The sequence below is a fragment of the Gordonia malaquae genome (genome assembly GCF_037148075.1).
In the GTDB taxonomy this organism is placed as follows: Bacteria; Actinomycetota; Actinomycetes; order Mycobacteriales; family Mycobacteriaceae; genus Gordonia; species Gordonia malaquae.
Genome location: NZ_JBBCUB010000007.1, coordinates 213265 through 238545 on the forward strand (window position 1 = coordinate 213265; position 25281 = coordinate 238545).

Here is a 25281-nt window from a genome sequence, read left to right on the forward strand (position 1 = left end):
GACTTACGCAGCGTCGCGGCGTGACAAGAGAATCGAACGTACGTTTTTGTCAGAGGTGATCTATATCATTTGGTTAGTTTCCGGTTGACGCCGGGGCGAAGGTTCTTTGACAAGTCGATAGCGCGCTGCAGTCAGGCGAACCCGTTACAGACTGCTCGTTCCTCGGGTGAGAGTGCGAGCCGCGGGAGACTCGCAGTGGCATTGGCCGGGCTGGTGGCCCGGCACCTCGTGACCGCCGACGGGCACCACCCCGGCATTGGGTGGGTGGTGTCGTCGGAGGTCGCTGCCGAACCGCTGGTCGGTTCATGTTTGTTGCCACGCACCTTCGGTTGCCTGAGCAACGGAGTGCTGCTGTGCAGGATGCACCACACCCTGATCCACCAGAGCGGCTGGGAAGTGTTCATCGGCCACGACGGCCACCCCTGGTTCCTCGAACCGGCCGACCCGGCACGAACCGATCGACCGCGGGTCCCGATCAGATCGCACGCCCGACGAACGATGACAGTGCACGCTGCGGCAGCGTGATTCGCAGGGCTTCGGCTAGACCGGGCGGCCGTCCCACTCGTGGTCGTGCATGAAGCCGCCGTCGATTCCGACGCCGTACTTGCGCGCCTGACGCATGATCCCCGCGTACGCGAGCGGCATCATGGCGGCGGGTTTGGGGTCGAGCGGGTCGATGATGACGTCCTTCGACTCGCGCATCTTGGCGCGGAACTTCTTGAACGTGTTGTTCGGGTACGCGTTCTTCTTCCAGCCGAACAACAGCATGCCCGCACCGATCATCGTCGATCGCCCGAGCGGCGGCGTGATCAGTTCGGTGTTCTCACCGAAGAAGGCCCGGTCCACCCGTTGTTCGCGTGTAAACATCATGATTCCGCTGGTCCCGCGCGGATTGCACTCGATGGTGTACAGGCCGCGTTCAGGATGGTCGATGAAGTCCAGACCCATGTGACCCGTGAAGTTGACCGACTTTGCCAGCTTGCGAGTCCACTCGAGGATCCCCTCGTGGTCGACGTGCTCGAACGTCAGGCACGACTTGCCGTCGATCGCATAGTCGACCGGGTACGTCGCGTGCGCGAACACCTCACCGTCGCGGCACACCGAGTACGTGCAGTATCTGTCGCCTTCGAGCCACTCCTGGGCGATCCACGGATTTGTCGGATCGAACTCCAGGTAGCTCAGGTCGTCGCCCGGGTGGGCCTTATAGATGGTCTGCGAGCCCCTCGAGTAGGCCTGTTTGATCGCAAACGGGGTGGTGAAGTCGAGCTTCTCGACATCCTCCGGACTCGACAGTTCCATGAACTTCAACGTCTCGAATCCACGCTCGGTCAACGCGCGCTGGTACGAGAGCTTGTTGTGCAGCATGTCCTCCACCTCGAACGGCGAGAGGAACAATTCGACGGTGTCCGGAAAAAGACCGGCCATCATCGCGAGGATGTCCGTCTCCTCGTGAATCGGGATGACGATGTCGACCTTCTCCCGTTCGACGATCGCTGCGAGTTCCCGGCAGTATTCCTGCGGAGCGAACTTGGGCGGCGGCACCTTGTGGAAGCCGCTCACCGCGTTCGAATACCTGCTCACACCCACCGCGAGACTGTCGACGACGGTCACCCGGTGACCCGCAGCCGCCATCAGTCGCGCCAGGTTGAGCGTCAAAAACGACCGCGCGAAAGTGATCAGGACATGTCTGCTCGTACCAGAGGCCACAGATACACACTAGACACTCCTCACCTACGGCCGGGTAATGTGGGCAATCGATCAACAGCGGGATCGTCACTCGCACGGTGGGATTGGGGAATTCTTCGTTGTTCGCAATCGGAGTCATCGCGGCAGCCATGGCGGCAGTCGCGTACGGCGTGTCGACCGTGCTGCGCGCACTGGGTGCACGTCGCGTCGCGCTCGAAATGCGCGAAGACGGCAAGAACGACGTCCATCCGCTCGAAGAGGGCGGCGCAGCGCCGTCGGTCTCGTCGACCATGTCGACCATCGCCGACCCGGCATTCATCCTCGGCACCCTGATGGTGATCGTCGGCTTCGGCGGCGGTGCACTCGCGGCGCGTTTCCTCCCGCTGTTCCTGGCGCAGTCGATCGTCGCGGCGAACCTCGTCGTCACCGCACTCCTCGGCACCCTGCTGCTGAACATCACGCTCCACACCCGCGACTGGGTCGCGATCTGGCTTGTGGTCCTGTCGCTGTTCATGCTCGGCGTCTCGTCATCACCGCACGCGCACGACGAAGCGTCCCGCGACTTCCACTGGGGCCTGCTGATCGCGACCTTCATCGTCGCGGCGATCGCCCTGATCGGTGTGTACAAGCTCGGCAAGTACGCGGCCATCGTCGGCGGCGCCGCGTCGGGTCTCCTGTTCGGCATCATCGCGATCGCAGTGCGCGTCCTCGATGGCCTCGAGCCGTTCGACCTGGTCACGATTCTGACAGACCCGGCCGCATGGTCGATCGCTGTCGCGGGTGCCGTCGGCTTCTTCGTGCAGACCGTCGCGCTGCAGGTCGGTGCCGTCAACGGCGTCACCGCGCTCCTGGTGGTCGGCGAAACGGCGGGCCCGAGCCTCATCGGCGTCGCATTTCTCGGAGACGCCGCACGCGAAGGTCTCGGATGGCTGGCGGTGGTCGGCTTCGTCGGCGCAGTGGTGGGAGCTGTTCTCGTCGCCTGGTACGGCACCGGCGACCCCGACCACTTCGGTGAGGCTCCACCAGAGAAGGGCGGCTGGCGCCGCGGCCGCGAGCAGTCCGAAGCCTGACTCAGTCCCGATCGGGGCTCGACGCCTGCGCCCAGAAGCGCTTCGGGATGCGCCCGGCACGCGACGCGAGCCGCCCCGCTTTGACCGCGTGAGCCATCGCCTCCGCCATCAACTCAGGACTGTCCGCCCGCGTGACGGCACTCGCGAGAAGCACGGCGTCGCAACCGAGTTCCATCGCGAGTGCGGCGTCGGACGCCGTCCCGATGCCCGCGTCCAGGACAATCGGCACACTCGCGCGAGACACGATCATCTCGATGTTGTGCGGGTTCGCGATCCCGAGACCGGTCCCGATCGGTGCACCGAGCGGCATCACGGCAGCGACACCAACGTCTTCGAGACGAAGCGCCAGCACCGGGTCGTCGTTGGTATACGCCATCACCGCGAAGCCGTCGGCGACGAGCGCGGCCGCAGCATCGACGAGTTCAAGCGAGTCCGGCAGCAGAGTCCGGTCGTCGGCGACCACTTCCAGTTTCACCAGATCGGTCTCGACCGCCTCGCGGCCCAACTGCGCGGTCAGCACGGCTTCGGCTGTCGTATGACATCCGGCCGTGTTCGGAAGCACTGCGATGTCGAGCCTGCGCAGCAGGTCGAGGACACCGGTCCCGGCTGTCGGATCCACCCGACGCATCGCGACGGTCGTGAGTTCTGTGCCGGAGGCGACGAGTGCGCGTTCCAGGACGGCGAGGTTCGACGCGCCGCCGGTCCCCATGATCAGCCGTGACGAGAACTCACGGCCTGCGACGACGAACCCGTCAGCCACCCTGCACCGCCGTCAGAACGTCGACCTCGGCGTAGGCGCTGATCTCTTCGTCCCAGCGCGTCTTCGGCCGCACCACGCCGTTGACGGCGACAGCGACGCCGGTATCGGGCAGATCGAGGTGCGCGAGCAGTGCAGGGACGTCGACGGGTCCGTCGAAGACGACGGTGTCGCCGTTGACTGTGAGTTCCACGGGGTTCTCCTTCGTTGGGGTTCTCAAGTGAGCAGACCTGCGACGCGGTTCGCCGTCCACGGCGCGAGGGCGATTCCGTTCCGACCGTGGCCGGTCGCCACGATCACGCGGTCGTCGATCCGACGGACCACGGGCAGCCCGTCGGCAGACGACGGTCTGATGCCGGCCGCGACCTCCACCAGCTCGTACGTCCGCAGTCCCGGCATCAGTTCTCCCGCGTCGGCGAGCAGGTCGGCGACTCCACCTGCCTGCGGTGCGCGGTCGTCCGGCCCGACGGCCTCGTATTGGGTGGCGCCGACGACCACCCCATCCGCACGCGGGACGACGTACAGCGGTCTGCCGTGCCAGCGGGCTCGGATCACCCGAGCGGGCGGCGGCACCGCCCACCGGGTGCGGCGCAGGCGAAGGATCTCGCCCTTCTCGCCACGCATCGGAAGCTCCCCCACGGACCTGACCTGCGGGGTTCCCAACCCGGCGGCAATAAGCACCTGATCGCCTGGAACCTCGGCGGCATCGGTGATCTCGGCAGTCACGAACCGAACTCCCGCCTGCTCCGCAGCGGACCGGAGCGCGTCCAGCAGACGCCGGTTGTCGACCGCACCCTCCCCCGACGCGAGGTATCCGCCCGCGATGTTCCGGGTGAGCGTGACCTCCGCACGTCGCATCTCTGCAGCCGACTCGGCGGTGATCGTCGCATCCGGCAGCTGGGCACGGACGAACGCGACCTGGTCGTCGAGTTCGGCGAGGTCCGCGCTCGACGCGGCGACCAGCAGACTGTCGTCAGCGACCCGAACGGCGGGGTCACCGAGACGCGCGAGGAAATCCGGCCATGCGGACGCCGACTCCGCGGCGACAGCGAGCAGAGCGTCCTCACCGGGTCTGCCCTCGCCGAAACAGCCGAGCATTCCGCCCGCGACGTGAGCGGCACGACGCTGCGCACCGGCGTCGAACACCGTCACCGACCAGCCGCGATCTGCCGCCGCCAACGCGCACGACAGCCCGATCACTCCGCCGCCGACAACTGAGAGGTCACGTCTCACGATGCATCCCTTCGCCGGCATTACCCGGATCAGGTCAGACGGTCAGCGACGGCCCGCGTCGCACTCTCAGCCCGGCGCCCCGGACTCCCGTGTCTTCACACTTCCGCCGCCCAGCCTACCGTTGACACCATGCCCGCCGACCCGCGCACCGCTCTCGCCGACGCCCGCCTCTACCTGTGCACCGATGCCCGCCGCGAGCGCGGCGACCTCCTCGAGTTCATCGCCGAAGCAATCGCCGGAGGGGTCGACATCGTGCAACTCCGCGACAAGGAACTCGACGCGAAGGAGGAACTCGAGATCCTCGCCGCGATGCGGGATGTGGTGCATGCGGGCGGTGCTCTGCTCGCAGTCAACGACCGCGCCGACATCGCGCACGCCGCGCGCGCCGACGTGCTCCACATCGGGCAGGACGACCTGCCGCCCGCCGCGGCGCGCGCCGTCGTCGGACCGGATGTCGTCATCGGCCGCTCCACCCACGACGAGGACCAGATGCGCGCTGCAGTCGCCGACCCGGATGTCGACTACTTCTGCACCGGCCCGTGCTGGACGACGCCCACCAAACCCGGCCGCGCCGCCACCGGCCTCGGTCTCGTCCGGGCCGCCCACTCGGAGTCCAGCCGAAAGCCGTGGTTCGCCATCGGGGGCATCGACCTGGGCCGCGTCCACGAGGTGATGGCCGCCGGAGCGTCACGCATCGTCGTGGTGCGTGCGATCACCGGCGAAGCGGATCCACGCACGGCCGCTACCGCTCTCCGCGGTGCGGTGCTAGGCTCGTCGACACTATGACGTGGAAGCTCCTGGTAACCCGCCGCAGCGGGGTCTGATTCGACCGACCCCCCGCTGCGGGTTCGTCGTCTTCCACCACTTTCGTCGGTCACGAAATCTTCGACCGAAATGAACCGACGAGATGCGTTCCATTCAGATCCACCCGACATCGTTGACCCCGTACGGGCGCGGCGTCCGCCGACTGCCCACCTGGTTTCCACCGGAGGCGGCCACGATGACCACTGCCAGCTTCAACAACACCTACGCCCCGACCGGCGCGATCTCCCTCGACGACCTGCGGATCGAGCCCAGCGCCGCCGACATGGTCCGCTGCACCGCGAACGTGACAGTCGCCGCACGCACAGTCAGCCTCGAGGCGACTGCGGCGGGCACGATCGGCGCGATGACGTCGATGCTCTACGACATCGGCGCAGGCGTCGAGATCATGTCGTTCTATCAGCAGACCGAAGGCGCTGAGATCATCACGTATCTCCTCTGCGACCGCGACGGCGACCGTTGCTGGAGTTACGGACGTGGACGCACCGGCGACGAGTCAGCCGTCAACGCGCTCATCTCCGGCGCCAACCAACTCGCCAAGAACTGACCCGGGTCAGAACTGCAGACGGTCCACGAGCGCCGGCCACGCCAGAGCCAAACCGGGATGCAACGGAAGGTCGGCGACCGACGTGGAGGGCACCCAGCGCAGTTCCGCCGACTCGCCGTTGGCGACAGTCGTGATCTGATGTGCGGTCCGAGCGATGACCGTCGTGTACGTCCATCCGCTCGACGCGCGGTGGGTGACGACCGAGTCGGTCACCTCGAGATCGGACGCAGCGATGCCGGCCTCCTCGTGGGCTTCGCGAACGGCGGCCTGTTCGACGGTCTCGTGGGAGTCGCGGGCGCCGCCGGGCAGCCCCCAGGTGCCGCCTTGGTGCGACCAGACCGCACGGTGTTGCAACAGCACTGCGATCCCGTCGACGTCGTCGCCGAGTGGTGCGGTGAGCAGCAGTCCCGCAGCCCCGTGACGTCCCCAGTAGCGCTGTCCGTCAGCGTCGAAGACCCAGCCGTCGCCGTCTCCCTGCACGATGTCTCCTTCGCCGTCCGCGGGTGATCGCCCGACTCGCCCATCACGCTACCGGGTCCTCCCATCCGTACGAAGGCACGCGGACTAGGCTGGGTTGAACCGAGGGAAAGGGACGCAAGTGACCGGCCAGGTTTCGGGTGTGCGCTCAGCGCTCTCGCATGCCGGTCGGACCGTGATCCCCGACCGGGTGGCTCCGGGTCCCACCCTGCGGCAAGTGATCGCAGACCGCAGGGAGATCGCCGCGATGACTCGGGAACGAGTGGCGTCGCCCCTGGTGACACTGCGTTTCTACGCGACGACGACTCCAGGGAAACTGGTCATCATCCTGCTCGCGATGATCGTCGCCTGTGGCCTCACCGGATGGTATTCGTCGGCCGCGTTGACCTCGCGCAGTTCCACCCTGTCGTCGTTGATCGACCGGAGTGAACCGCAGGCCGAGGCCGCCGAAGTCCTCTACAGCTCCCTGTCGGTGGCCGACGCGTCCGCCAATTCGGCGTTCATCTCCGGCGGCCGCGAAACGCCCGAACTGCGGGCGAACTTCATGAACTCGATCGCCACCGCGTCCACGGCGCTGATCGCTGCCACCGACGGCTACCGCGAAGGCGCCGCCCCGCACTCCGAGGACGAGGAGTCTGCCCGCGCCGACCTGAACACCTTGGCGGTGAAGATCCCTGCCTACACGGGACTGGTCGAGACCGCGCGCACCAACAACCGGCTGGGCTACCCGGTCGGCTCGGCGTATCTGACGGTCGCGTCGTCGTTGATGCAGAACACGATCCTGCCCGCGGCGCAGCGACTATACGAGCAACGTTCGGCCGCCATCTCCGAACCGCAGCGGACACTGACGGTTCCGCCGTGGGGTGTGTACGTCGCGCTGTTCCTGATCATCGGCATGCTGATCGCCACCGGCCGCTACCTCGCGAGACGGACGCGACGCCACTTCAACATCGGACTGATCGCCGCGCTCACGGCGATGGTCCTGGGCACGGTGTGGCTGCTCGCATCCGGTCTGATGTCGGTCGCCGCGGCCAACACCGCCAAGGTGTCGGGCGCCGACCCGCTGCACACCCTCACGAGCATGCGGATCCTGACCCAGCAAGCACGGTCGGCGGAGACGCTGTCGCTGGTGCGTCGGTCGGATCCGGGCGAGCTCGACCGCACGTTCATGGACGCCATGGACAAGATCCGCACCGAGGCGGACGCTCTGCGCGCCGACCCCGATCTCGCCGACGACCCCGGGGTGACCGACCGTCTCGAGGACGTGAAGTCGGCTGTGGTCCGGTGGCGGTCCGCGCACATCGAAGTGGCGCGTCTCCTGACCAACGGCGACTTCACCGGTGCCCGCGCGCTCACCGTCGGCGAGGGCACGATCAGCACCGCGACGGCGTACTCCGAGGCGAACACCGCGCTGGTCGCCGCCATCAACGACGCCAGGTCGACGTTCCGGACCAACATCAACACCGCCCAACGAGTGCTCGGATTCACCGGAGGCGGCATCGCCGTACTCTGTGTCGTCGCCGCGCTCGCCGTGTTCGGCGGACTGTTCCCGCGGATCCGGGAGTACCGATGAAGCGACACCTCGTTGCTGCACTCATCTCCGTGGTCGTCGCGACGTCGCTCACTGCCTGCGCGATGCCGACCAACGAAGGCAACCCACCGCCGACGACAACGGCGTTCATCCCCTTGCCTCCGGATGTCACGTTCGACGACTCGGTCGACACGCGGATCCAGAGCACAACGTGCGACACGTCGAGCCTCCGGCCCACTGACAGCACACCGGAACCCGGCCAGATGCCGCCCGGCTCGACGATGGCGGCCATCGTCAAACGGGGCCGCCTCGTGGTCGGCACCGACCTCGGATCCAATCCGCTGAGTTTCCGCGACCCGCTGTCCGGCGACGTGAAGGGCTTCGACGTCGACGTCGCGCACTGGATCGCCGCCGCCCTGTTCGGCGACCCCAACCGGATCGACTACCGAATGGTCTCGACGGACAATCGGATCGACGCGCTCACCTCCGGCGCGGTCGACGTCGTCATCAAATCGATGAGCATCACGTGCAAGCGTCTGGAGTCGATCGACTTCTCGTCGCCGTACTTCAATGCCGCGCAGCGCATCCTCGCCTACCGGCACTCCGGGATCGAGACCGTCGCCGACCTGAAGAACAAGAAGGTGTGCGCCACCCGATCCTCGACGTCGGCGACCAGAGTGAAGGAGATGACACCGAGCGTCCGCTTCGTGTCGACGGTCAGCTGGGCCGACTGCCTGGTGATGATGCAGCAAGGCCAGGTGGACGCGATCACGTCCGACACTCCGATCCTCGCGGGCATCGTCGCTCAGGACCCCTGGGTGCAGGTGGTCGGCGACAGCCTCGGCACCGAGGACTACGGAGTCGGCATCGCGAAGGGCCATCCCGACTTCGTGCGGTTCGTCAACGGGGTGCTCGCCGCACGCCGCGGTGACGGCAGCTGGCAGAGGTCCTATTCCGAATGGCTGTCGGTCCTCGGGCCGGGCAGCCCGCCGTCGTACTCCTACCGCGATTGAGATCATGGCCGACCACACCGACGAACCCTCGACCGAACCGGCGCAGACGATGCCGACGGACACTCCGCCGCGCGCGTCGGCGGTCGAGGTGAGCACTGCCGCCACCGATGAGGGCCCGGCGACGCAGGCAACTGGGACCGCGGCGTCGCTCGTCGGCCCGCCGACGGTCGGCACGATGCCCGCACCGCAGGGGACCCAGGCGACCCAGGTCCGGCGGCTGTTCGACGACATCACGGCCTCGCGCCGCAAGACTCGTAAGGGCCCACACGTGCACGATCGCCGCCTCGGCAGCGAGCTCGTGCAACTCCCCGACGTCACCGACATCGATCCCGCCGACGCCGTTCTCGCCGACCCGAAGATCGTCGAGTCGAAGCGCACGTGCTGGCAGTGCGGCCGCAAGGTCGGCCGATCGTCAGGCGAGGGCAAGGGGCCGATCCAGGGCACCTGTCCCAATTGCGGATCGCGGTACTCGTTCGTTCCGGGACTGTCGCGCGGGACGATGGTGGCCGACCAGTACGAGATCGCGGGCGCCATCGCGCACGGCGGCATGGGGTGGATCTATCTCGCGGTGGACCACAACGTGTCCGATCGCCCAGTCGTCCTCAAAGGCCTCCTGAACTCGTCGGACTCGCAGGCTCAGGCCGTCGCGATCGCCGAACGTCAGTTCCTCGCGTCAGTCAACGATCCCGGCATCGTGAAGATCTTCAACTTCGTCGAATGGGCTGATGAGGACGGCCGATTGTTCGGCTACATCGTCATGGAGTACGTGGGCGGTCACACGCTCAAACAGCTGACGACGTCGGATTCCGGCAAGTCGAAAGTGATGCCCGTCGAGCAGGCCATGGCGTACATCCTCGAAGTGCTCTCGGCCGTCGGCTACCTGCATTCGGTCGGCCTGGTCTACAACGATGTGAAGCCCGACAACATCATGATCACCTCCGACGAGGTGAAGCTCATCGACCTCGGCGCGGTGTCGGCGATCAACGGCTACGGGCGCCTCTACGGCACGCCCGGATTCCAGGCGCCGGAGATCGTCGAGACCGGCCCACAGGTGGTCACCGACATCTACTCGATCGGTAGGACGCTCGCCGCGCTGACCGTCGACATGCCGATGGAGGACGGCCGGTACCTCGACGGCCTTCCCGACCCGGAGACCACACCGGTGTTCGTCCAGAACCCGTCGTTCTACTTTCTGCTGCACCGGGCGACGTCGACCGATCCGGCGGAACGTTTCGAGTCCGCGGAAGAGATGACGACGCAGGTTCTCAACGTGCTGCGTGAAACGGTGGCGCTGCACACCGGCGTTCCGCGGCCGTCGATGTCGACCGTGTTCACCCCACAGCGGTCGACGTTCGCGACAGAACTGCTGTTGGCCCCGGTCGACGGCTTCTTCGATCCGAAGGACGCCGCGATCCACGATCCCGCCGACATCGCGCGAGCTCTCCCGGTTCCGTTGGTCGATCCGACGGATCCGGCCGCCAACGTCCTCACCTCGGCCGCGCTGTCGTATCCGCGGCAGACGTTGGACACGATCAACGCCGCCCGCGCCGACGGTTTCGCAACGTTGATGCGCGGGCTGTCGGACGACGAGAACCCGCTCGACCCGGACCATCCGTCGTTGGAGATCGACCTCGCCGAGGCGCGGGCCCACTTGGAGCTCGGCAACCTCGACACCGCCCTCGAACTGCTGCGCGGCGTCGCCGATCATCACGGCGACTCGTGGCGTCTGCACTGGTTCCTCGGCATCTGTGCACTGCTGAACGCCGAGCCGGAACTCGCCTACGACCGGTTCCACGAGGTCCTCGAAGCGATGCCCGGCGAGGTGGCGCCCAAGCTCGCCGTCGCCGGCACGGCCGAACTGATCGGCTATTGGCTGTCGGCGGACGACTTCATCACCAACGAGCAGGCCGCGCAGGTCGAACGCTGGTACGACATCGCACGGCAGGCGTATCACGATCTGTGGCTCACCGACCACGGCATCGTCACCGCGGCATTCGGGTTCGCCCGAATGTTGTTGGCCGAAGGAGAGATCGGCCCGGCGATCGAACCGCTCGACGAGGTGCCGATGACGAGCCGCCACTACGGAACGGCACAGATCAGCGCAATTTTGGCGCTTGTCCACGGGCGACCCGGCGAGGAGTTGACAAAAGAGGAGCTGTTCGAGGCGGCGAACCGTTTCAGTTCGATCGGCTATGACGACCCGCGACGCCGCAGGCTGAAGTTGATCATCCTCGGCAGCGCGCTCGGTTGGATCGACGCCAATCCCGACCCCGGCCAGTGCGGCGAGTTCCTCGGATTCCCGTTCACCGAGCAGGGGTTGCGTGCGGGCACTGAACGGTCACTGCGCGAACTCGCTCGCGCCACGCGCGACAACCGGGCACATCGCTTCCTGCTGGTCGACCTGGCGAACCTCGTCCGACCCGCGACGCTGTTCTGATCAGAACAGCGCGACAGGCGACGCCCCGGCGAGAGAGGCTGCGGCGAGAGATGTCGGCGTCAGTCCGGCTCGGAACGTCGTCCGAACCCCCGAGACGGACAGTCCACGCGCGATCCGCGACGCCTGCGCGGCAGTGAGACGCAGATCGGCGACGTCGATGCGACGGAGCGCATCTGTGCCGTTCATATCGGTGCTCGACGTGCGCATCGACAGGACTGCGCGGGTGCCGTTCACCCGGATGATCGGATCGGCGAGGGCGATCTCGAGGAGGTGGAACTTTGTGAACGCGACGACCGTGCCGCGGTAGCGGAGTTCACCACGGCCGTTGGCGATCGTGTTGTCCGTGAGCTCGAACGACATGTGTCCCGCGTCGTCGACACTGGAGCCGTCGCTGCCGGACAGCGAACCTCCACTGCGCTTCACCGACGATGCGAAGGCGGGAGAGAAGCCCCAGACCAGGTCTTTCACGGGCGCCTTGGGCGTGTTGGGACCGGGCTCGGTGGAATAGTTGATCGGGACGAACCGCTCCTGAGACGCGTTCACCGCGTCGGCGGCACCGTAGGTGTAGACGCCCCACCGCTTGCCTGCCGGGACCTTCTCCGGCGTCGCGAGGGTCAGTCGAGCGGTGAAGCGGCCTGCGGAGTCGAGTGGCACCCACTGTTGGCGGACTGTGCGTCGCAGGTCGAACGGCACGTTCGGGACCTTCGCGAGGGCGCTGCGCGACAACGCCCACTTCGTCTTGGAGCGAACCTCCGCGCGCGAGGACGCGGGCGCCCTCTTCGACGGCTGCCACACGGGAGCGAATCCGCCGAACGTGACGAAGGTTCCGTGCGGAATGCCGGGCGGAACAGGGACGGGCAGACCCGACGTGTTGGCCCGTGGATCGAATCCGACACCCTTGACGACCACCTGGTCTCCGGGGTGCAACTCGGTGTCGCCCACCGGCGTCACTCCATCTGCGAGGAACACCGAGATCGCGGGTCTTGTGGGGGCTGCCGCCACGTTCCCGACACCGACGCCTGCAACCGAACACACGGCGATGACGACCAGAACCAGCACACTGCGCAATCGAGACATGAGTTGAGCCTAACCTAGTCGGACGTTCGTCTCTTGGGCCGAAGGTCCCCGGTCGTTCTGCCGATTCGTACAAGAATCCGCTGCACCACAGGGGCAGGATCGTCACTATGAACACACGAACAGACACCAACATCTGGCCCGGCATTACCTGCGACGACGCACTCGCCGAACGCGACTGGCTCGAGAGTCTCGGGTTCGACCCCGGCATCCTCGTCGAGGGCGACGGTGACGGCGAGGTGATCCACTCGGAGATGCTGTGGCCCGACGGCGGACGGGTGATGATCCACTCGACCTGCAAGACCGACGCCACCTTCACAACGCCTGCGGGCAGCTCGAGCGTCTATGTCGTCGTGACCGATCCGGACGCCGTCTACGCCAAAGCACAGGCTGTCGGCGCACGGCTGGTGCGCGACATGGCCGAAGAGGATTATGGGTCGAGAGGCTTCTCCATCGCCGATCCGGAGGGCAACACGTGGAGTTTCGGGACGTACGCGGGCTGACCGCCGAACTGGAGCGGTTCGGTGTCGGCGTCTCGCCGTACACCATCTCGGGCGCCGAGCCCGGCACTCACCTGGGCCTGCCGTCACCGACGGTGACGTTGATCGTCGATCTCCAGGACGGACTCGACCTCAGTGGGCCGGGCCTGAGCAGACGCACGCTGTTCCGGTGCTGCATCGGCGGACTGCACACGACGCCGTTCACGATTCATCACGACGGTTCGCAGATCGGGGTGCAGGTGAGCCTGTCCCCTGGCGCCGTCCGACGACTGTTCGGCGTTCCCGCGTCGGCATTGGGTTCATCGTCGTTCGAGCTGGCCGACCTCGCCCCTCAATTGGCGGTACGCCTGTACGACTCGGTCGGGTCGGCAGATTCCGCCGACCGCGGTCGGGTGGCCGCGCAGACCCTGGCTGCCGGCATCGGGAGTCGGTTGGGACCGACGCCGCCCGGCGCGGATCCGGATGCGGTGCGCGCGTGGAGACGGATCCTGCACAGCACCGGCCGAGTGACCGTCGGTGAGCTCGTCGCCGAGTCCGGATGGTCCGCGCGTCGCCTCACCGGGGTCTTCACGGCCGAGTTCGGGTTGGGACCGAAGCAGGCCGCCCGACTGGTCCGGTTCGACGCCGCCCGCCGCGCCCTCGAATCGGGAGTCACACCTGGATCGGTGGCAGCAGATCTCGGCTACACCGACCAATCGCACCTGTCCCGTGACTTCACCGAGTTCACCGGACATCCACCCCGCAGGTACCTGGCCGAGAGGCGCGCCGAGTTCGTCGCGCCGGCCGATCACTGAGCCCGGGGTGGCTACTTCTCGACGCGGTTGCCGTCGGCGTCCCAGTTCTCGGCGACCTTCTTGCTGGGCTGCACGCGAGGCGGCTCGCCCGGCATCTTGGGGTACGACGGCGGGTACGGCAGATCGCCGAGGCCCTCCGCATCGTCTCGGTGCACCATCTCCAGGAGCGGTTCGAGGCCCTCTGCGTGATCACCGATGTCGGCCCACGGATCACCGCGCTCGGCGACAAGACCGGGCACGGACGCGATGGTCAGATCGTCAGGGTCGACGTCGACCAGTTCTCCCCAGGTCAGCGGCGTGGAGACGCGAGCTCGCGCCGACTTTCGAGCGGAGTACGGCGCGGCCATCGACCGGTCGCGTGCGTTCTGGTTGTAGTCGATGAAGATCCGGTCGCCGCGCTCCTCCTTCCACCACGAAGTGGTGACGGCGTCGGGCGCACGTCGTTCGAGTTCACGCCCGAGAGCGATCACGGCGCGGCGAGTGGCGATGAAGTCCCACTCGGCGCGGATCGGCACGAACACGTGGATCCCGCGGCTGCCCGAGGTCTTGACGAAGCCGGTGAATCCCAGTTCGTCCAGGAGCGGTCGCAGCAGATCGAGCGCCACGCTGCGTACCGCGTCGAAGTCGCGGCCGGACGCCGGGTCGAGGTCGATGCGGAGTTGATCGGGATGGTCGTTGTCGGGGTCGACGGTCGGCCACGTGTGGAAGGTGACGGTCCCGAGATTCGCGGCCCACACGACGTCGGCGGGAATCCGCGGGCAGAACGCCTGGCCGGTCCGCTTGGACGGGAACACGATCCGCGTCGACTCCACATGATCGGGGTGGTACTTCGTGAGGTGCTTCTGGTAGATCTCGTCGCCCTCGACGCCATCGGGGAAACGCTGCAGGAACGTCGGCCGACCCTGCAGAGCAGCGAGCAGCGGACCGGTGGTCGCCATCGTCCGGTAGTAATCGACCAGGTCACCCTTGCGGCCACCGTTCTCGCCGAGCTCAGGAAAGTAGATCTTGTCAGGGTTGCTGAGCTTGACCTCGACACCGTCGACGTCGAGCATCACAGGTTTCGGCTTAGGCATCGTTCGAACCCTCCAGAACGTCGTGGATGTCGTAGGTCAGCGGAACGTCGAGCTGGTCGTATCCACAGCTCTCCGGATCCCGGTCGGGACGCCAGCGCAAGAACTTCACCGTGTGGCGGAAGCGACCGTTCTCCATCTGGTCGTACGCCACTTCGACGACGAGTTCCCGCCGGATCGGAATCCACTCGCCACTGCCCGCGGACCGCCAGCGGGACAGTTCACCTTGAGCGACGTTGTCGGGGTCGAGTCGCATGGGCTCGAACATCTGCTGCAGCTCTTGGCGTTTGACGTCGGAGAACGCGCTCGACCCGCCGACCATCCGCAGCTCGCCGTCGTCGCCGTAGAGGCCGAGCAGCATGGAGCCCAGGCCGGTTCCGCTCTTGTGCACGCGGTAGCCGAGGACCACGCAGTCTGCGGTCCTCTTGTGTTTGATCTTGAGCATCTCGCGCTTGCCCGGTACGTACGAACCGGCCAGCGGTTTGGCGACCACGCCGTCGAGTCCGGCGCCTTCGAACGCGGTGAACCAGTCGCGTGCCACGTCGGCGTCCTGCGTCACGCGACTGACCTGCATCCGACCGTCTCCGCTGATCGCTTCGAGCAGCGCCGCACGGCGCACGTCGAACGGCTCGCCGGTCAGGTCCGTGTCGCCGAGTGCGAGCGCGTCGAAGCCGATGAAGATCGCGGGCGTCTCCTCCGACAGCTTGGCCACACGCGAGGCGGCCGGATGGATCCGCTGACTCAGCGAGTCCCAGTCGAGGCGTCGGACACCGCCGATCTCCTTCACCACACCGACCTCGCCGTCGACCACGCAGCGTTCAGGAAGCTCCGCCCGTGCAGCGTCGACCAGCTCGGGGAAGTAGCGTGCGAGGTCTTTGCCACCGCGGGAGGCCATCACGACCTCGTCGCCGTCACGGAACACCAGTGCCCGGAATCCGTCCCACTTCGGCTCGTACGACCACGCGGGGCCGTCGGCAGGCTGATCGGGAACAGCGGCAACGGCTTTCGCGAGCATCGGCGCTACGGGCGGGCTGATCGGAAGGTCCACCCGTTCATCGTCCACGACACCTACGACAGCGGCAACGGATTCGGCAGTCAGGATCGATTCGGCGGTGCGGTGGAGCGTCCCCAGCCGGAGTCTTTCGCCAGTTCGGCGAGTGGCGGGACAGACCGGTGCGGCAGCGGAGTGGTGAGCGTGAGCCAGGTGCTCGAGTGGACGACGCCGGGAAACGCGACGATCGTCGAGATGAGATCGAGCAGGTCGGGCTGGGTCGCGGAGGCGACCCGGACCAGGAGGTCTTCCCGTCCGGTGACGGTGTGGACTTCGATCACCTGGGGAATCCGACTGACTTCGTCGACGATCGCGGACAGACTTCCCTGGTGCGTCTCCAGTGCAACGAACGCGTGGACGACGAGTCCGGCTCTCGTCAGGTCGATCTCGGGCCGATAGCCGGTGATGAGGCCGCCGTCCTCCATCCGCCGCAACCGGGCTTGCACAGTGTTGCGGGAGACGCCGGCTTTGGCCGCCAGTTCGACGACGCCGGAGCGGGCGTCCTTCTCCAACAGCCTCAGCAGTTCAACGTCGAGCTGATCGATGCTGAGCATTTCTGCCACCTCACTATCGCCGTCCAGTGTCTCAACTGATCAATCCGATCAGTAATCACGAATTCAGCACACCTGATCGCATCGTACGTCCGACGATTGTCGAGCAGGCCCACAATGACCTGCATCACACTGCGGCACCGGCACATCCACCACGCCGCACCACCCGGCCACACCCCGGAAGGACCTCCATGACCCTCGCCGATCACCGCTCCGACCTCAGCGTGTTCTCGCATCCCGACATGACGATCGATCCCCCGCACGAGCAGATCGTGTTCTGTCGGGACGCGGCGAGCGGCCTGCGCGCGATCATCGCGGTCCACTCGACCACGCTCGGACCGGCTCTCGGCGGAACACGCTTCTACCCGTACACCTCCGAAGCCGACGCCCTCGGCGACGTCCTGCGCCTCTCCCGCGGCATGACGTTCAAGTCCGCCGCGGCAGGTCTCGACCTCGGCGGCGGAAAGGCCGTCATCATCGGCGACCCGGCCGCTGACAAGACCCCCGAACTGCTGCGCGCATACGGCCGCTTCGTCGACACTCTCGGCGGGCGGTACATCACCGCGGGCGACGTGGGCACCACGTCGGACGACATGGACGTGATCGGCGAGGGCACCCGCTTCGTCGCATCGAAGACGCAGGCCAACGGCGGCTCCGGCGACACCGCCCCGATGACGGCGCTCGGCGTGTTCAGCGCACTGCTGGCCGCAGCCGAACAAGCGTGGGGCAGTTCCGACCTGACCGGCCGAGTGGTCGGCGTCGAGGGCGTCGGCAAGGTCGGCACCCAGCTCGTCGACCTGCTGATCGCCGCAGGCGCGACCGTGCTGGCCGCCGAGCGGAACGCCGCGGCACGCGAGGCGTTCAGCGCGAGGTTCCCGCAGGCACGGATCGTCGACGACGTGCGCTCGGCGACGCTCGACGTGTACGCGCCCTGCGCGATGGGCGGCACCGTCACCGCCGAGCTGGCCCGGGAGACGTCGGCCGCGGTCGTCTGCGGCGCCGCGAACAACCAGCTGTCGTCGCCCGAGGTGGAGCAGATCCTCGGCGGCCGCGGCATCGTATGGGCGCCGGACTACATCGCGAACGCGGGCGGCGTGATCCAGGCGTTCAGTGAGCAGCGCGACTGGACGCATCCGCAGATGCGCGACAAGGTCGAAGCACTCCGCGACCGCACGGCCCACGTTCTCAGCACCGCGGCAGCCAAGGGAATCACCGCGGGAGACGCCGCGCGCCTCGTCGTGGCAGAGCGATTGGCGTCTGCCTGACGCAACCACCCTTGCTGGATCAATCGATCCACTAGAGTCGCGGGGTATGGCCACCTCACCGGAGAATGTCTCCGAGCATTCGCGCAGGCATTTCCTCGGACTGACAGCGGGTGCGGTCGGGATGGCGGGAGCGGCGTCGCTGCTCCCGCCGTCCCTGCTGTCGGCGGTCGCGCAGGCGCGTCCGGCGGGCTCGATCGACGACGTCGAGCACGTCGTGGTCCTGATGCAGGAGAACCGGTCGTTCGACCACTATTTCGGCACCATGAAGGGAGTCCGGGGCTTCGCCGACAACTCGGCCAAGCCCGGCGTCTTCATTCAGGACGGAATCCATCCATTCTTGGCCCGCGACGCCGCCAACCGCGGATCCCTGTCGGTCGAGTACTTGGCGTCGCTTCCACACGAGTGGGCCGACGGCCAACGAGCCCTCCGTCACGGACACTGCGACGGATGGATCGCGGCGAAGGGCGCCGCGACCATGGCGTGTTACAGCCGCCGGGACATCCCGTTTCACCACGCCCTCGCCGAGACGTTCACGATCTGCGACGGATACTTCGCGTCGTCGCCGACCGGAACCGGCACCAATCGCAACTACCTCTTCTCGGGGAAGTCCGGATACGAACCGTGGGGCGCCCGTTCGGTCGGCAACGAGATGTACGCCCCCGTGCATCCCGGCCTCACCTGGGAGACGTACGCCGAGAGCCTGCAGCGTGCGGGCGTCGACTGGCGCGTCTACCAGGAGTGGGACAACTTCACCGACAACAATCTCGATTTCTTCTCCACTTTCCGCGCGATCGGACGCGACGCGCTCCTACGTGCAGGCCAGCTCGGAATCGATCTCACCGGCTTCTACTCGCTGCTGATCGAGAGCGGCCGGAAGGGTCCGCACGGCGACGTCCTGCCGTCCGCAGACCAGCGGGCTCGTGTCGCGGCAGTTCATCGTGCAGCACGCGCCCTCGGTCGGCGTCAGGCCGAGTTGTACGACCGCGCCCTGTACCGCAGCGAGCCCGGGACCCTGATCTCACGCTTCAGGAAGGACGTGGAGCGCGACAGACTGCCCGCGGTCTCCTGGATCGTGGCCCCGGAGGCGGACTCCGAGCACCCGCGGAGTTCGTCGCCGGTCCAGTCGGCCAACGTGGTGTACCGCCTTCTCGACGCCCTGGCGTCCAGCCCAGAGGTGTGGCGCAAGACGGCCGTGATCCTGAACTACGACGAGTTCGACGGCTACTTCGACCACGTGGTGCCGCCGCTGCCCCCTGCAGGCGAACCCGATGAGTGGTGGGAAGGCGATCCGATGGGCTTCGGGTTCCGGGTGCCGATGACGATCGTCTCGCCGTGGACGGTGGGCGGCCGGGTCTCGTCCGAGGTGTTCGACCACACGTCGGTCGTCCGCTTCCTCGAGCGGGTGACCGGAGTGCGATGCCCGAACATCTCGGCATGGCGGCGGAAGGTGAGCGGCGATCTGGTCTCAACTCTCGACTTCGGTCGCTCCGACGGTCTCCAGGTTCCCGAGACACCCGGTCCGCCGCCCACGTTCCACAAACGGTGGACGGCGAAGCCGGGCGGCGGTTTCCCCGAGCAGGAGACGGGTGTGACCACTGCGCTGCCCACGCCGTACCGCCTCTCGGCGAACGTGGTGAACGGGACTGTAGAACTGATCAACGACGGCGACCGATCCGCAGTCTTCGCCGTGTTCCACGACGGCGACGTCACGCACGCGACGGTGCGAGGCACCCGGCGGATCCGACTGCCCCGCACCACGGACCACGTCGTGATCACCGGCCCCGACCGATTCCTGCGCGACCTGCACTTCGCCCCGGGCGGGTCGAGCGCGCGGGTTGAACTCGATCACGACGCACGGACTGTCCGCGTCGACGGCCGCGCAGTCACGCCGCAGGGCAGTTGGTACGAGGTCACCGTCGCCCACACGCGCGGCCGGCAGTACTTCACCGGCCGCCTCGAAAGCGGCCAGGTGACGACTACGTCTCCGTTGCGCCGCTGACGCCTCGCGACACAGCCGCGACAAGACTCAACAGGTGTTCGCGGGTCACCCTCTCCGCACGCTCCGAGTCTGCGTCCGCGATCGCGGAGACGATGCCCTCGTGGTCGACGGCGTCGTCGGCGGACACTGCGACCAGCGACAAGAACTCCGCCATGGCTGAGACGATTCGGGGACGAATACTGTCGAAAAGCGCTAGCAGGGGCGCATTGCCCGACGCTTTGACGATCTCCCGATGGAAGTCGACGTCGGCCGTCGCCAGAACTTCCGGTGCAGCGACCCGCATGCGATCCCGCTCGTCGAGTGCACGGCGAACGGCTGCGATCTCCCCCGCATCGTTTCGCTCGGCGGCAAGAGCGGCAGCACGCGATTCGATGGCGATTCGCACCTGCAAGACGTCGGCGATCGCACTGATCTCCGCAAGCCGGTCCCACGAGTCGTTCGGCGTCGTCGACCTCACGAACACGCCGACACCCTGCCTGGTGACCAGCATTCCGCGTGCCGCGAGAAGCCGGATGGCTTCCCGGATGGTCGATCGTCCGACACCCAACTCGGCCGCGAGCGCGGTTTCAGACGGGAGTTGTTGGTCCCGCTCCCATCGCCCGCCGACGATCTCGTCGAAGAGGGACTGAGCTGCTCGCTGCGACAGCGGCGCTCGGGTCAGCGCGTCCATTCACGTCCTCAGTCGTCAGGTTGTCGGACTACTCCTGAGACAGGGTAGCCGGGCGCGTGGAGCGATGTTCGGCGACGATCCGGTAGATCTCGCGTACTGCGACAGCCAGCGCGAACACGGCGAAGACGAGTCCCAAGACTTTGAGGTCGAGCGCCAATGCGACGAGCACACCGATGAGTGCGCCGGGTACCGCTCCGATGTTCAGAAGCGTGGCGAGCCTCAGGTCCGTCGTCCCCTGTCGGGCATGCACAACGGTTCCGACGATCGCATTGGGCAAGAACATGAGCAACGACGTGCCCTCGGCCGTCGTCAGATCCGCGCCGAAGACCAGCATCAACGCGGGCACGGCCAGCAGTCCGCCGCCGAGACCCATCCCCGCCGACCACGCCCCAATGACCACACCGAGCGCAATCGACACTGGAACGGTGAACCACACATTCTCAATCAACGACGCTGAGACGACAGCCGATCCCTCGAGCGGATCAGCTCCGGCCGCGTCCAGGAACAGCTTTGCGCATGTGACCAGCAGGATACCGATGAACAGCCACTGCAACAGTCGATGCGATACCCGCAGAATCAGCCGCGCCCCGAAGACTGCGCCCACAGTCGCGCCGACGAGCATTCCGGTGCCCGCCCTGAGGTCGATCGACCCTCCCACCATTGCGAAGGTCGCCGCGCCCACACCACAGACCGCGATATTCGCCGCGCCCGCGGTCCCGTGCAGAGACGGTCGGGGCAGCGAGGTGAGCTTCTCGAGGGCCGGGACATAGAACACTCCGCTTCCACCACCGAGCAGTCCCCCGATCACACCACCGGTGAATCCGACGCCCAATCGGGCCTGGGTCGACCCTCCGGAGTCTTCCGCCGCCTGCTTGTCAGCCTTCGTGACCACACTCTCTCCTCTCGCCCAGGGCGCCTTCGCCACTGTTCGGCAAACACTAGTACTTGTCTGACAAGTACTCAACTGATTTCTCTCCTCATCGGCGCGCCGCTGACGCGCCGCTCACCCGCCACCCCGCCGACACCGCCGCGACACCCCACACTCCTAGCGTCTGGAGATCGTGGCGACATCCCCCGAAACGGTTTCCGAACACTCCCGCAGACACTTTCTCGGACTGACCGCAGGCGCCGTCGGCGCGGCGGCCGCGGCGACCCTCCTCCCGCAGTCGTTGGTCGACGCGGTCGCCAAGGGGCATCCCGCCGGCGGCCTTCGCGATGTGGAGCACGTGGTGGTCCTCATGCAGGAGAACCGGTCTTTCGATCACTACTTCGGCGCACTGCGCGGAGTTCGAGGTTTCGCTGACAACTCGGCGCTGCCCGGCGTCTTCGATCAAGACGGTATCCACCCGTTCCTCGCACGGTCGGCAGCGAACCGCGGTGATCTGTCCGTCGAGTACCTCGCCTCGCTCCCCCACAGTTGGCCCGACGGACACCAGGCGCTCAACGGAGGACGCTGCGACGGTTGGGTCGGAGCCAAAGGCAAGGCGACGATGGCCGCCTACGACCGGAGAGACATCGGTTTCCACTACGCACTCGCTGAGACGTTCACCGTGTGCGACGCCTACTTCGCGTCGTGCCCCACCTCCACCAGCCCCAATCGGAACTTCCTGTTCTCCGGCACCACCGGATTCGAACCCTACGGTCCCCGTGCAGTCGGGAACGACGCCTACGACAGCGCGCACCCCGGCTACTTCTGGAAGTCGTACGCCGAGAGTCTGCACGACGCAGGCGTGGACTGGCGGGTGTATCAGGAGTGGGACAACTTCACCGACAACAACCTCGACTTCTTCGCGAGCCTGCGCACCATCGGGCGGGCGGCGATCGCGAACGCGGGCCTCGGCGTCGACGATCTCACCGGGTTCTACGGGGATCTGCTTGAGAAGTCGTCGGCCGGACCGGACGGCGTCTACCGGACGACCGCCGCCCAGCGTCGTGCCGCTCAATCGGTGCACGACTCGGCTGCCCGTCTCGGCGGAAAGTATGCCGACCTCTACAACCGGGCCCTGTATCGCGGCGAGCCCGGCAGTCTCGTGAGCCGATTCCGAGAGGACGTCAAGAAGAACTCGCTCCCGACGATCTCGTGGATCGTGACATCGGCGGCCGATTCCGAGCACCCCGGATCGTCGTCGCCGATCCAGTCGTCGACCATCACCTACCAGTTGCTCGACGCACTGGCCTCGAATCCCGCGGTCTGGAACAAGACCGCCGTGCTCCTGAACTTCGACGAGTTCGACGGGTACTTCGACCACGTGGTGCCGCCGTTGCCACCGGAAGGCGAACCCGACGAGTGGTGGGCCGGCAAGCCGATGGGACTGGGCTTCCGCGTTCCGATGACGATCGTGTCGCCGTGGACGGTCGGCGGACGAGTCTCCTCGGAGGTCTTCGATCACACGTCGGTCGTGAGGTTCATGGAGCGGGTCACGGGCGTTCGGTGCCCGAACATCTCCCGCTGGCGACGCAAGGTGTGTGGCGATCTTGTGTCCACATTCGATTTCACCCGGTCGGACGGGTATCGCGCACCGTCGAAGCCAGGGAAGGTTCCGACGTTCGTCGAACGGTGGAACGCCGAGCCCGGCGGCGACGTCCCCATCCAGGAGTCGGGCGACGCCGTCGCACTGCCGACACCGTATCGCCTGTCTGCGAACGTGGCGGACGGTGTCGTGACCCTGACCAATGAAGGTTCGAGGGCTGCAGTGTTCGGCGTCTTCCACAACGGAAGGGCCGAGCACCACACGGTCACCGATCGACGACGGGTGACTCTTCCGTCGGGGACCGACCACGTCGTCGTGACTGGACCCGACCGATTCCTACGTGACCTGCACGTCCGTCCCGGTGGTTCGGCGGCCCGTGTGATGCTCAACCACGCCGCCGGACGGATCACGGTGAACGGGCGCGACGTGACGGCCACCGCGGTCCGGAACGGCTGGTACGAGGTGAGCGTCGCCGACACCTCCGGGCGGCAGTACTTCACCGGCCGTCTTGAGAACGGCCGTCGGACGCGTACCTCGCCGCTTCGCCGTGACCTAGGTCGCGACTAGATAGCCGAGCCAGGCGGCGACGGCGGCGAGCGCCCCGGCGAGTTCGATGACGATCAGCAGGCCGACTGTCTTGGTGGCGGTGATGCCGCCGGTCCAGCCCGCCTTCAGGTCTTTCAGTCGGACGGCTTCGGCTACAACAGTGCCCACGATGAAACCGAGCGGCAGCCCGATGACGGGCACCACGAAGAACCCGACGATGCCGAGCAGTCCGCCGACGACGAGCGACCAACGCCCGACATCCGACTTCGCCAGCGATCGCCCGCCGATCACATACTTGACGATCCAGGCGACCGCCATGCACGCCACGGCCGCGGCGAACACCCACCACGCGGTGCCGCCGGAGAGGATCGCCCAGATCAGGATCCCGGCCGCGACCAGCACTGTTCCCGGAAGCAGTGGCACGACGATGCCGACGAGCCCCACCGCTATGAGAACGCTGACTCCGGCATATGCCCAGGTGTTCACATCGACCATGTAAGCAGGCCGTGGCATACGGTGGGGACCGTGGTTCTCGACGTCACGCCCGCCGGGCGCTTCGCTCCGTCGCCGTCCGGCGATCTGCACATCGGAAATCTGCGGACCGCGGTCCTCGCCGATCTGCTCGCCCGCACGTCGGGCCGACGGTTCCTCATGCGTGTGGAAGACCTCGACCGCGTGCGCGAGGGCGCCGAGGAGCGTCAGCTCGCCGACCTCGCAGCGCTCGGCATCCGGTGGGCCGAGCCGGTGATCCGTCAGTCCGAGCGCCGCGATGTGTACGCCGCGGTGGTCGACGGATTGACCGCGGAAGGTCGCACTTTCGAGTGCTTCTGCACGCGCCGGGAGATCCTCGACGCACCGTCCGCGCCGCACGCCCCGCAGGGCGCCTACCCCGGCACCTGCCGCGACCTGACCGATGCCGAGCGTGATGAGCGGCGCCGCACCCGGCCGGCGGCGATCCGGTTGCGTGCCGACGTCACGAAGTTCACCGTCCACGATGCGCTGCACGGTCCGTTCACCGGCGACGTCGACGACTTCGTCCTGCGTCGCAACGACGGGACGCCCGCGTACAACCTGGCCGTGGTCGTCGACGACACCGCGACCGGCGTCGACCAGGTGGTCAGGGGTGACGATCTGCTGAGCTCGGCGCCCCGGCAGGCCTATCTCGCGACTCTGCTCAGCGCGACGCCGCCCGAGTACGCGCACGTCCCGATGGTTCTGAACAGGGATGGAGCGCGTCTCGCCAAACGTGACGGTGCCGTCACCCTCGCCGACCTCGCGGAGCAGGGCGTCGACGCGGCCGGAGTCCTGTCCATGATCGCGACCTCGCTGGGCATGGCCGACCAGGGTGAGTCGGTCACGTTGGACATCCTCGCGTCCCGCTTCGATCCCGCCCGTCTTCCGCGCGAGCCGTGGGTGTTCGTTCCGGGGCATGGCGGTGTCCCCGCCTGACCAGCTCAGGCGGGGTTGCGCACCACGTCGACCCCCGGTGGGGCCGGCGGTCCCGGTGGTGGTGCCGGGATCCGGCACGACAACCATTTCTCCACTGCCGATCCGGACTTGGTGGCCCGGATCGCAGGGAGCAGCTTCTCCGGCTGCAGCGAGTGGTTGACCTTCCACGGCTCGGTCGAGCCGGAGGGTCGCCATCCGACCCGGCCCTTGAACGGGCCAGAGGTGAGGACGGTGGTCTCCCATCCGCCGGGTGTGGTGGAGACGCTGC

At 67.0% G+C, this 25281-nt stretch carries 24 protein-coding genes, 2 pseudogenes and 1 riboswitch; of the genes and pseudogenes, 13 read left to right on the top strand and 13 right to left on the bottom strand.

Going from position 1 to position 25281, the window contains the following annotated elements; translation table 11 throughout:
* Positions 1 to 333: 333 nt before the first annotated feature.
* Positions 334 to 525: pseudogene (locus tag WFK36_RS21040) on the top strand (HNH endonuclease); the annotation flags it as partial.
* Between the two features lie 15 nt (positions 526 to 540).
* Here the strand turns inward: WFK36_RS21040 and WFK36_RS21045 are convergent.
* On the bottom strand, positions 541 to 1707 hold the full coding sequence (locus WFK36_RS21045; RefSeq protein ID WP_336794033.1) for an ATP-grasp domain-containing protein: 1167 nt from the start codon (positions 1705 to 1707) through the stop codon (positions 541 to 543).
* A 98-nt stretch (positions 1708 to 1805) separates the two neighbouring features.
* On the opposite strand from WFK36_RS21045, the gene WFK36_RS21050 reads away from it, so the two are divergent.
* The gene (locus WFK36_RS21050) at positions 1806 to 2756 is read left to right on the top strand and encodes an EamA/RhaT family transporter (RefSeq protein WP_336794034.1); all 951 of its coding nucleotides are present in this window, start codon (positions 1806 to 1808) and stop codon (positions 2754 to 2756) included.
* A gap of 1 nt (position 2757) precedes the next feature.
* Here WFK36_RS21050 and thiG read toward each other — a convergent pair whose 3' ends face one another.
* From thiG to WFK36_RS21065, 3 genes are all read right to left on the bottom strand, one after another.
* Positions 2758 to 3516, bottom strand: a complete 759-nt coding sequence (gene thiG / locus WFK36_RS21055; protein WP_336794036.1) for a thiazole synthase — start codon at positions 3514 to 3516, stop codon at positions 2758 to 2760.
* Positions 3509 to 3706 (bottom strand): sulfur carrier protein ThiS, encoded by a 198-nt coding sequence (gene thiS, locus WFK36_RS21060; RefSeq protein WP_336794037.1) that lies wholly within the window; start codon positions 3704 to 3706, stop codon positions 3509 to 3511. Before thiS ends, thiG begins: the two co-directional genes overlap by 8 nt.
* A 23-nt stretch (positions 3707 to 3729) precedes the next feature.
* Positions 3730 to 4767, bottom strand: coding sequence for an FAD-dependent oxidoreductase (locus WFK36_RS21065; RefSeq protein WP_336794038.1), 1038 nt, complete (start codon positions 4765 to 4767; stop codon positions 3730 to 3732).
* Positions 4736 to 4847: riboswitch (TPP riboswitch) on the bottom strand. (Overlaps the previous gene by 32 nt.)
* A gap of 28 nt (positions 4848 to 4875) precedes the next feature.
* Between WFK36_RS21065 and thiE the strand changes: the two genes are divergently transcribed.
* Positions 4876 to 5532 carry a thiamine phosphate synthase gene (gene thiE, locus WFK36_RS21070; RefSeq protein WP_336794040.1) on the top strand — a complete coding sequence of 219 codons (657 nt, stop codon included), beginning with the start codon at positions 4876 to 4878 and terminating at the stop codon, positions 5530 to 5532.
* A gap of 121 nt (positions 5533 to 5653) precedes the next feature.
* Positions 5654 to 6115 (top strand): hypothetical protein, encoded by a 462-nt coding sequence (locus tag WFK36_RS21075; protein ID WP_336794041.1) that lies wholly within the window; start codon positions 5654 to 5656, stop codon positions 6113 to 6115.
* A 6-nt stretch (positions 6116 to 6121) separates the two neighbouring features.
* On the opposite strand, the gene WFK36_RS21080 is transcribed toward WFK36_RS21075, so the two are convergent.
* Positions 6122 to 6595 carry an NUDIX hydrolase gene (locus WFK36_RS21080; RefSeq protein ID WP_008377805.1) on the bottom strand — a complete coding sequence of 158 codons (474 nt, stop codon included), beginning with the start codon at positions 6593 to 6595 and terminating at the stop codon, positions 6122 to 6124.
* 118 nt (positions 6596 to 6713) lie between these two features.
* On the opposite strand from WFK36_RS21080, the gene WFK36_RS21085 reads away from it, so the two are divergent.
* From WFK36_RS21085 to WFK36_RS21095, 3 genes are read left to right on the top strand one after another with little or no spacing between them, the layout of a single operon-like run.
* Positions 6714 to 8165, top strand: coding sequence for a hypothetical protein (locus tag WFK36_RS21085; protein ID WP_008377803.1), 1452 nt, complete (start codon positions 6714 to 6716; stop codon positions 8163 to 8165).
* Positions 8162 to 9136, top strand: coding sequence for a glutamate ABC transporter substrate-binding protein (locus tag WFK36_RS21090; protein ID WP_008377801.1), 975 nt, complete (start codon positions 8162 to 8164; stop codon positions 9134 to 9136). Before WFK36_RS21085 ends, WFK36_RS21090 begins: the two co-directional genes overlap by 4 nt.
* A 4-nt stretch (positions 9137 to 9140) precedes the next feature.
* A complete protein-coding gene (locus WFK36_RS21095; RefSeq protein WP_336794045.1) occupies positions 9141 to 11573 on the top strand; it encodes a serine/threonine-protein kinase in 2433 nt (810 codons plus the stop codon).
* Here the strand turns inward: WFK36_RS21095 and WFK36_RS21100 are convergent, their stop codons facing one another.
* Complete coding sequence (locus tag WFK36_RS21100) at positions 11574 to 12650, bottom strand: HtaA domain-containing protein (RefSeq protein WP_336794047.1); 1077 nt, start codon at positions 12648 to 12650, stop codon at positions 11574 to 11576.
* Between the two features lie 107 nt (positions 12651 to 12757).
* Between WFK36_RS21100 and WFK36_RS21105 the strand changes: the two genes are divergently transcribed.
* Both WFK36_RS21105 and WFK36_RS21110 read left to right on the top strand, forming a co-directional pair.
* Entirely contained in the window at positions 12758 to 13150 is a 393-nt protein-coding gene (locus WFK36_RS21105) for a VOC family protein (protein ID WP_336794049.1), read from the top strand.
* Positions 13123 to 13941, top strand: a complete 819-nt coding sequence (locus WFK36_RS21110) for a helix-turn-helix domain-containing protein (RefSeq protein ID WP_336794050.1) — start codon at positions 13123 to 13125, stop codon at positions 13939 to 13941. Before WFK36_RS21105 ends, WFK36_RS21110 begins: the two co-directional genes overlap by 28 nt.
* A gap of 11 nt (positions 13942 to 13952) precedes the next feature.
* Here WFK36_RS21110 and WFK36_RS21115 read toward each other — a convergent pair whose 3' ends face one another.
* The 3 genes from WFK36_RS21115 to WFK36_RS21125 are packed head-to-tail and all read right to left on the bottom strand — an operon-like array spanning position 13953 to position 16616.
* Positions 13953 to 15014 (bottom strand): DNA polymerase domain-containing protein, encoded by a 1062-nt coding sequence (locus WFK36_RS21115; protein ID WP_336794052.1) that lies wholly within the window; start codon positions 15012 to 15014, stop codon positions 13953 to 13955.
* Positions 15007 to 16059, bottom strand: a complete 1053-nt coding sequence (locus WFK36_RS21120) for an ATP-dependent DNA ligase (protein ID WP_336794070.1) — start codon at positions 16057 to 16059, stop codon at positions 15007 to 15009. Before WFK36_RS21120 ends, WFK36_RS21115 begins: the two co-directional genes overlap by 8 nt.
* A gap of 47 nt (positions 16060 to 16106) precedes the next feature.
* Positions 16107 to 16616 carry an Lrp/AsnC family transcriptional regulator gene (locus WFK36_RS21125; protein WP_336794054.1) on the bottom strand — a complete coding sequence of 170 codons (510 nt, stop codon included), beginning with the start codon at positions 16614 to 16616 and terminating at the stop codon, positions 16107 to 16109.
* Positions 16617 to 16804: 188 nt separating this feature from the next.
* Here WFK36_RS21125 and WFK36_RS21130 point away from each other — a divergent pair, with 188 nt between their 5' ends.
* Together WFK36_RS21130 and WFK36_RS21135 are read left to right on the top strand one after the other, a co-directional pair.
* Positions 16805 to 17878 (top strand): Glu/Leu/Phe/Val dehydrogenase dimerization domain-containing protein, encoded by a 1074-nt coding sequence (locus WFK36_RS21130; protein WP_336794055.1) that lies wholly within the window; start codon positions 16805 to 16807, stop codon positions 17876 to 17878.
* A gap of 46 nt (positions 17879 to 17924) precedes the next feature.
* Positions 17925 to 19877 carry an alkaline phosphatase family protein gene (locus WFK36_RS21135; protein WP_336794057.1) on the top strand — a complete coding sequence of 651 codons (1953 nt, stop codon included), beginning with the start codon at positions 17925 to 17927 and terminating at the stop codon, positions 19875 to 19877.
* Here WFK36_RS21135 and WFK36_RS21140 read toward each other — a convergent pair.
* Complete coding sequence (locus tag WFK36_RS21140) at positions 19855 to 20547, bottom strand: FadR/GntR family transcriptional regulator (protein WP_336794058.1); 693 nt, start codon at positions 20545 to 20547, stop codon at positions 19855 to 19857. The genes WFK36_RS21135 and WFK36_RS21140 overlap by 23 nt on opposite strands.
* Positions 20548 to 20575: 28 nt before the next feature.
* Positions 20576 to 21439 (bottom strand): sulfite exporter TauE/SafE family protein, encoded by an 864-nt coding sequence (locus WFK36_RS21145; protein ID WP_336794059.1) that lies wholly within the window; start codon positions 21437 to 21439, stop codon positions 20576 to 20578.
* A gap of 169 nt (positions 21440 to 21608) precedes the next feature.
* Between WFK36_RS21145 and WFK36_RS21150 the strand changes: the two genes are divergently transcribed.
* Positions 21609 to 23585: an alkaline phosphatase family protein gene (locus WFK36_RS21150; protein ID WP_336794060.1), complete on the top strand. Its 1977-nt coding sequence runs from the start codon at positions 21609 to 21611 to the stop codon at positions 23583 to 23585.
* Here the strand turns inward: WFK36_RS21150 and WFK36_RS21155 are convergent.
* Positions 23571 to 24077: a DUF456 domain-containing protein gene (locus tag WFK36_RS21155; protein ID WP_336794061.1), complete on the bottom strand. Its 507-nt coding sequence runs from the start codon at positions 24075 to 24077 to the stop codon at positions 23571 to 23573. The two genes, WFK36_RS21150 and WFK36_RS21155, sit on opposite strands and share 15 nt — an antisense overlap.
* A 3-nt stretch (positions 24078 to 24080) precedes the next feature.
* Between WFK36_RS21155 and gluQRS the strand changes: the two genes are divergently transcribed.
* Positions 24081 to 25013: a tRNA glutamyl-Q(34) synthetase GluQRS gene (gluQRS, locus tag WFK36_RS21160; RefSeq protein WP_336794062.1), complete on the top strand. Its 933-nt coding sequence runs from the start codon at positions 24081 to 24083 to the stop codon at positions 25011 to 25013.
* A gap of 5 nt (positions 25014 to 25018) precedes the next feature.
* Here the strand turns inward: gluQRS and WFK36_RS21165 are convergent.
* Positions 25019 to 25281, bottom strand: a pseudogene (locus tag WFK36_RS21165) (HNH endonuclease signature motif containing protein); the annotation flags it as partial.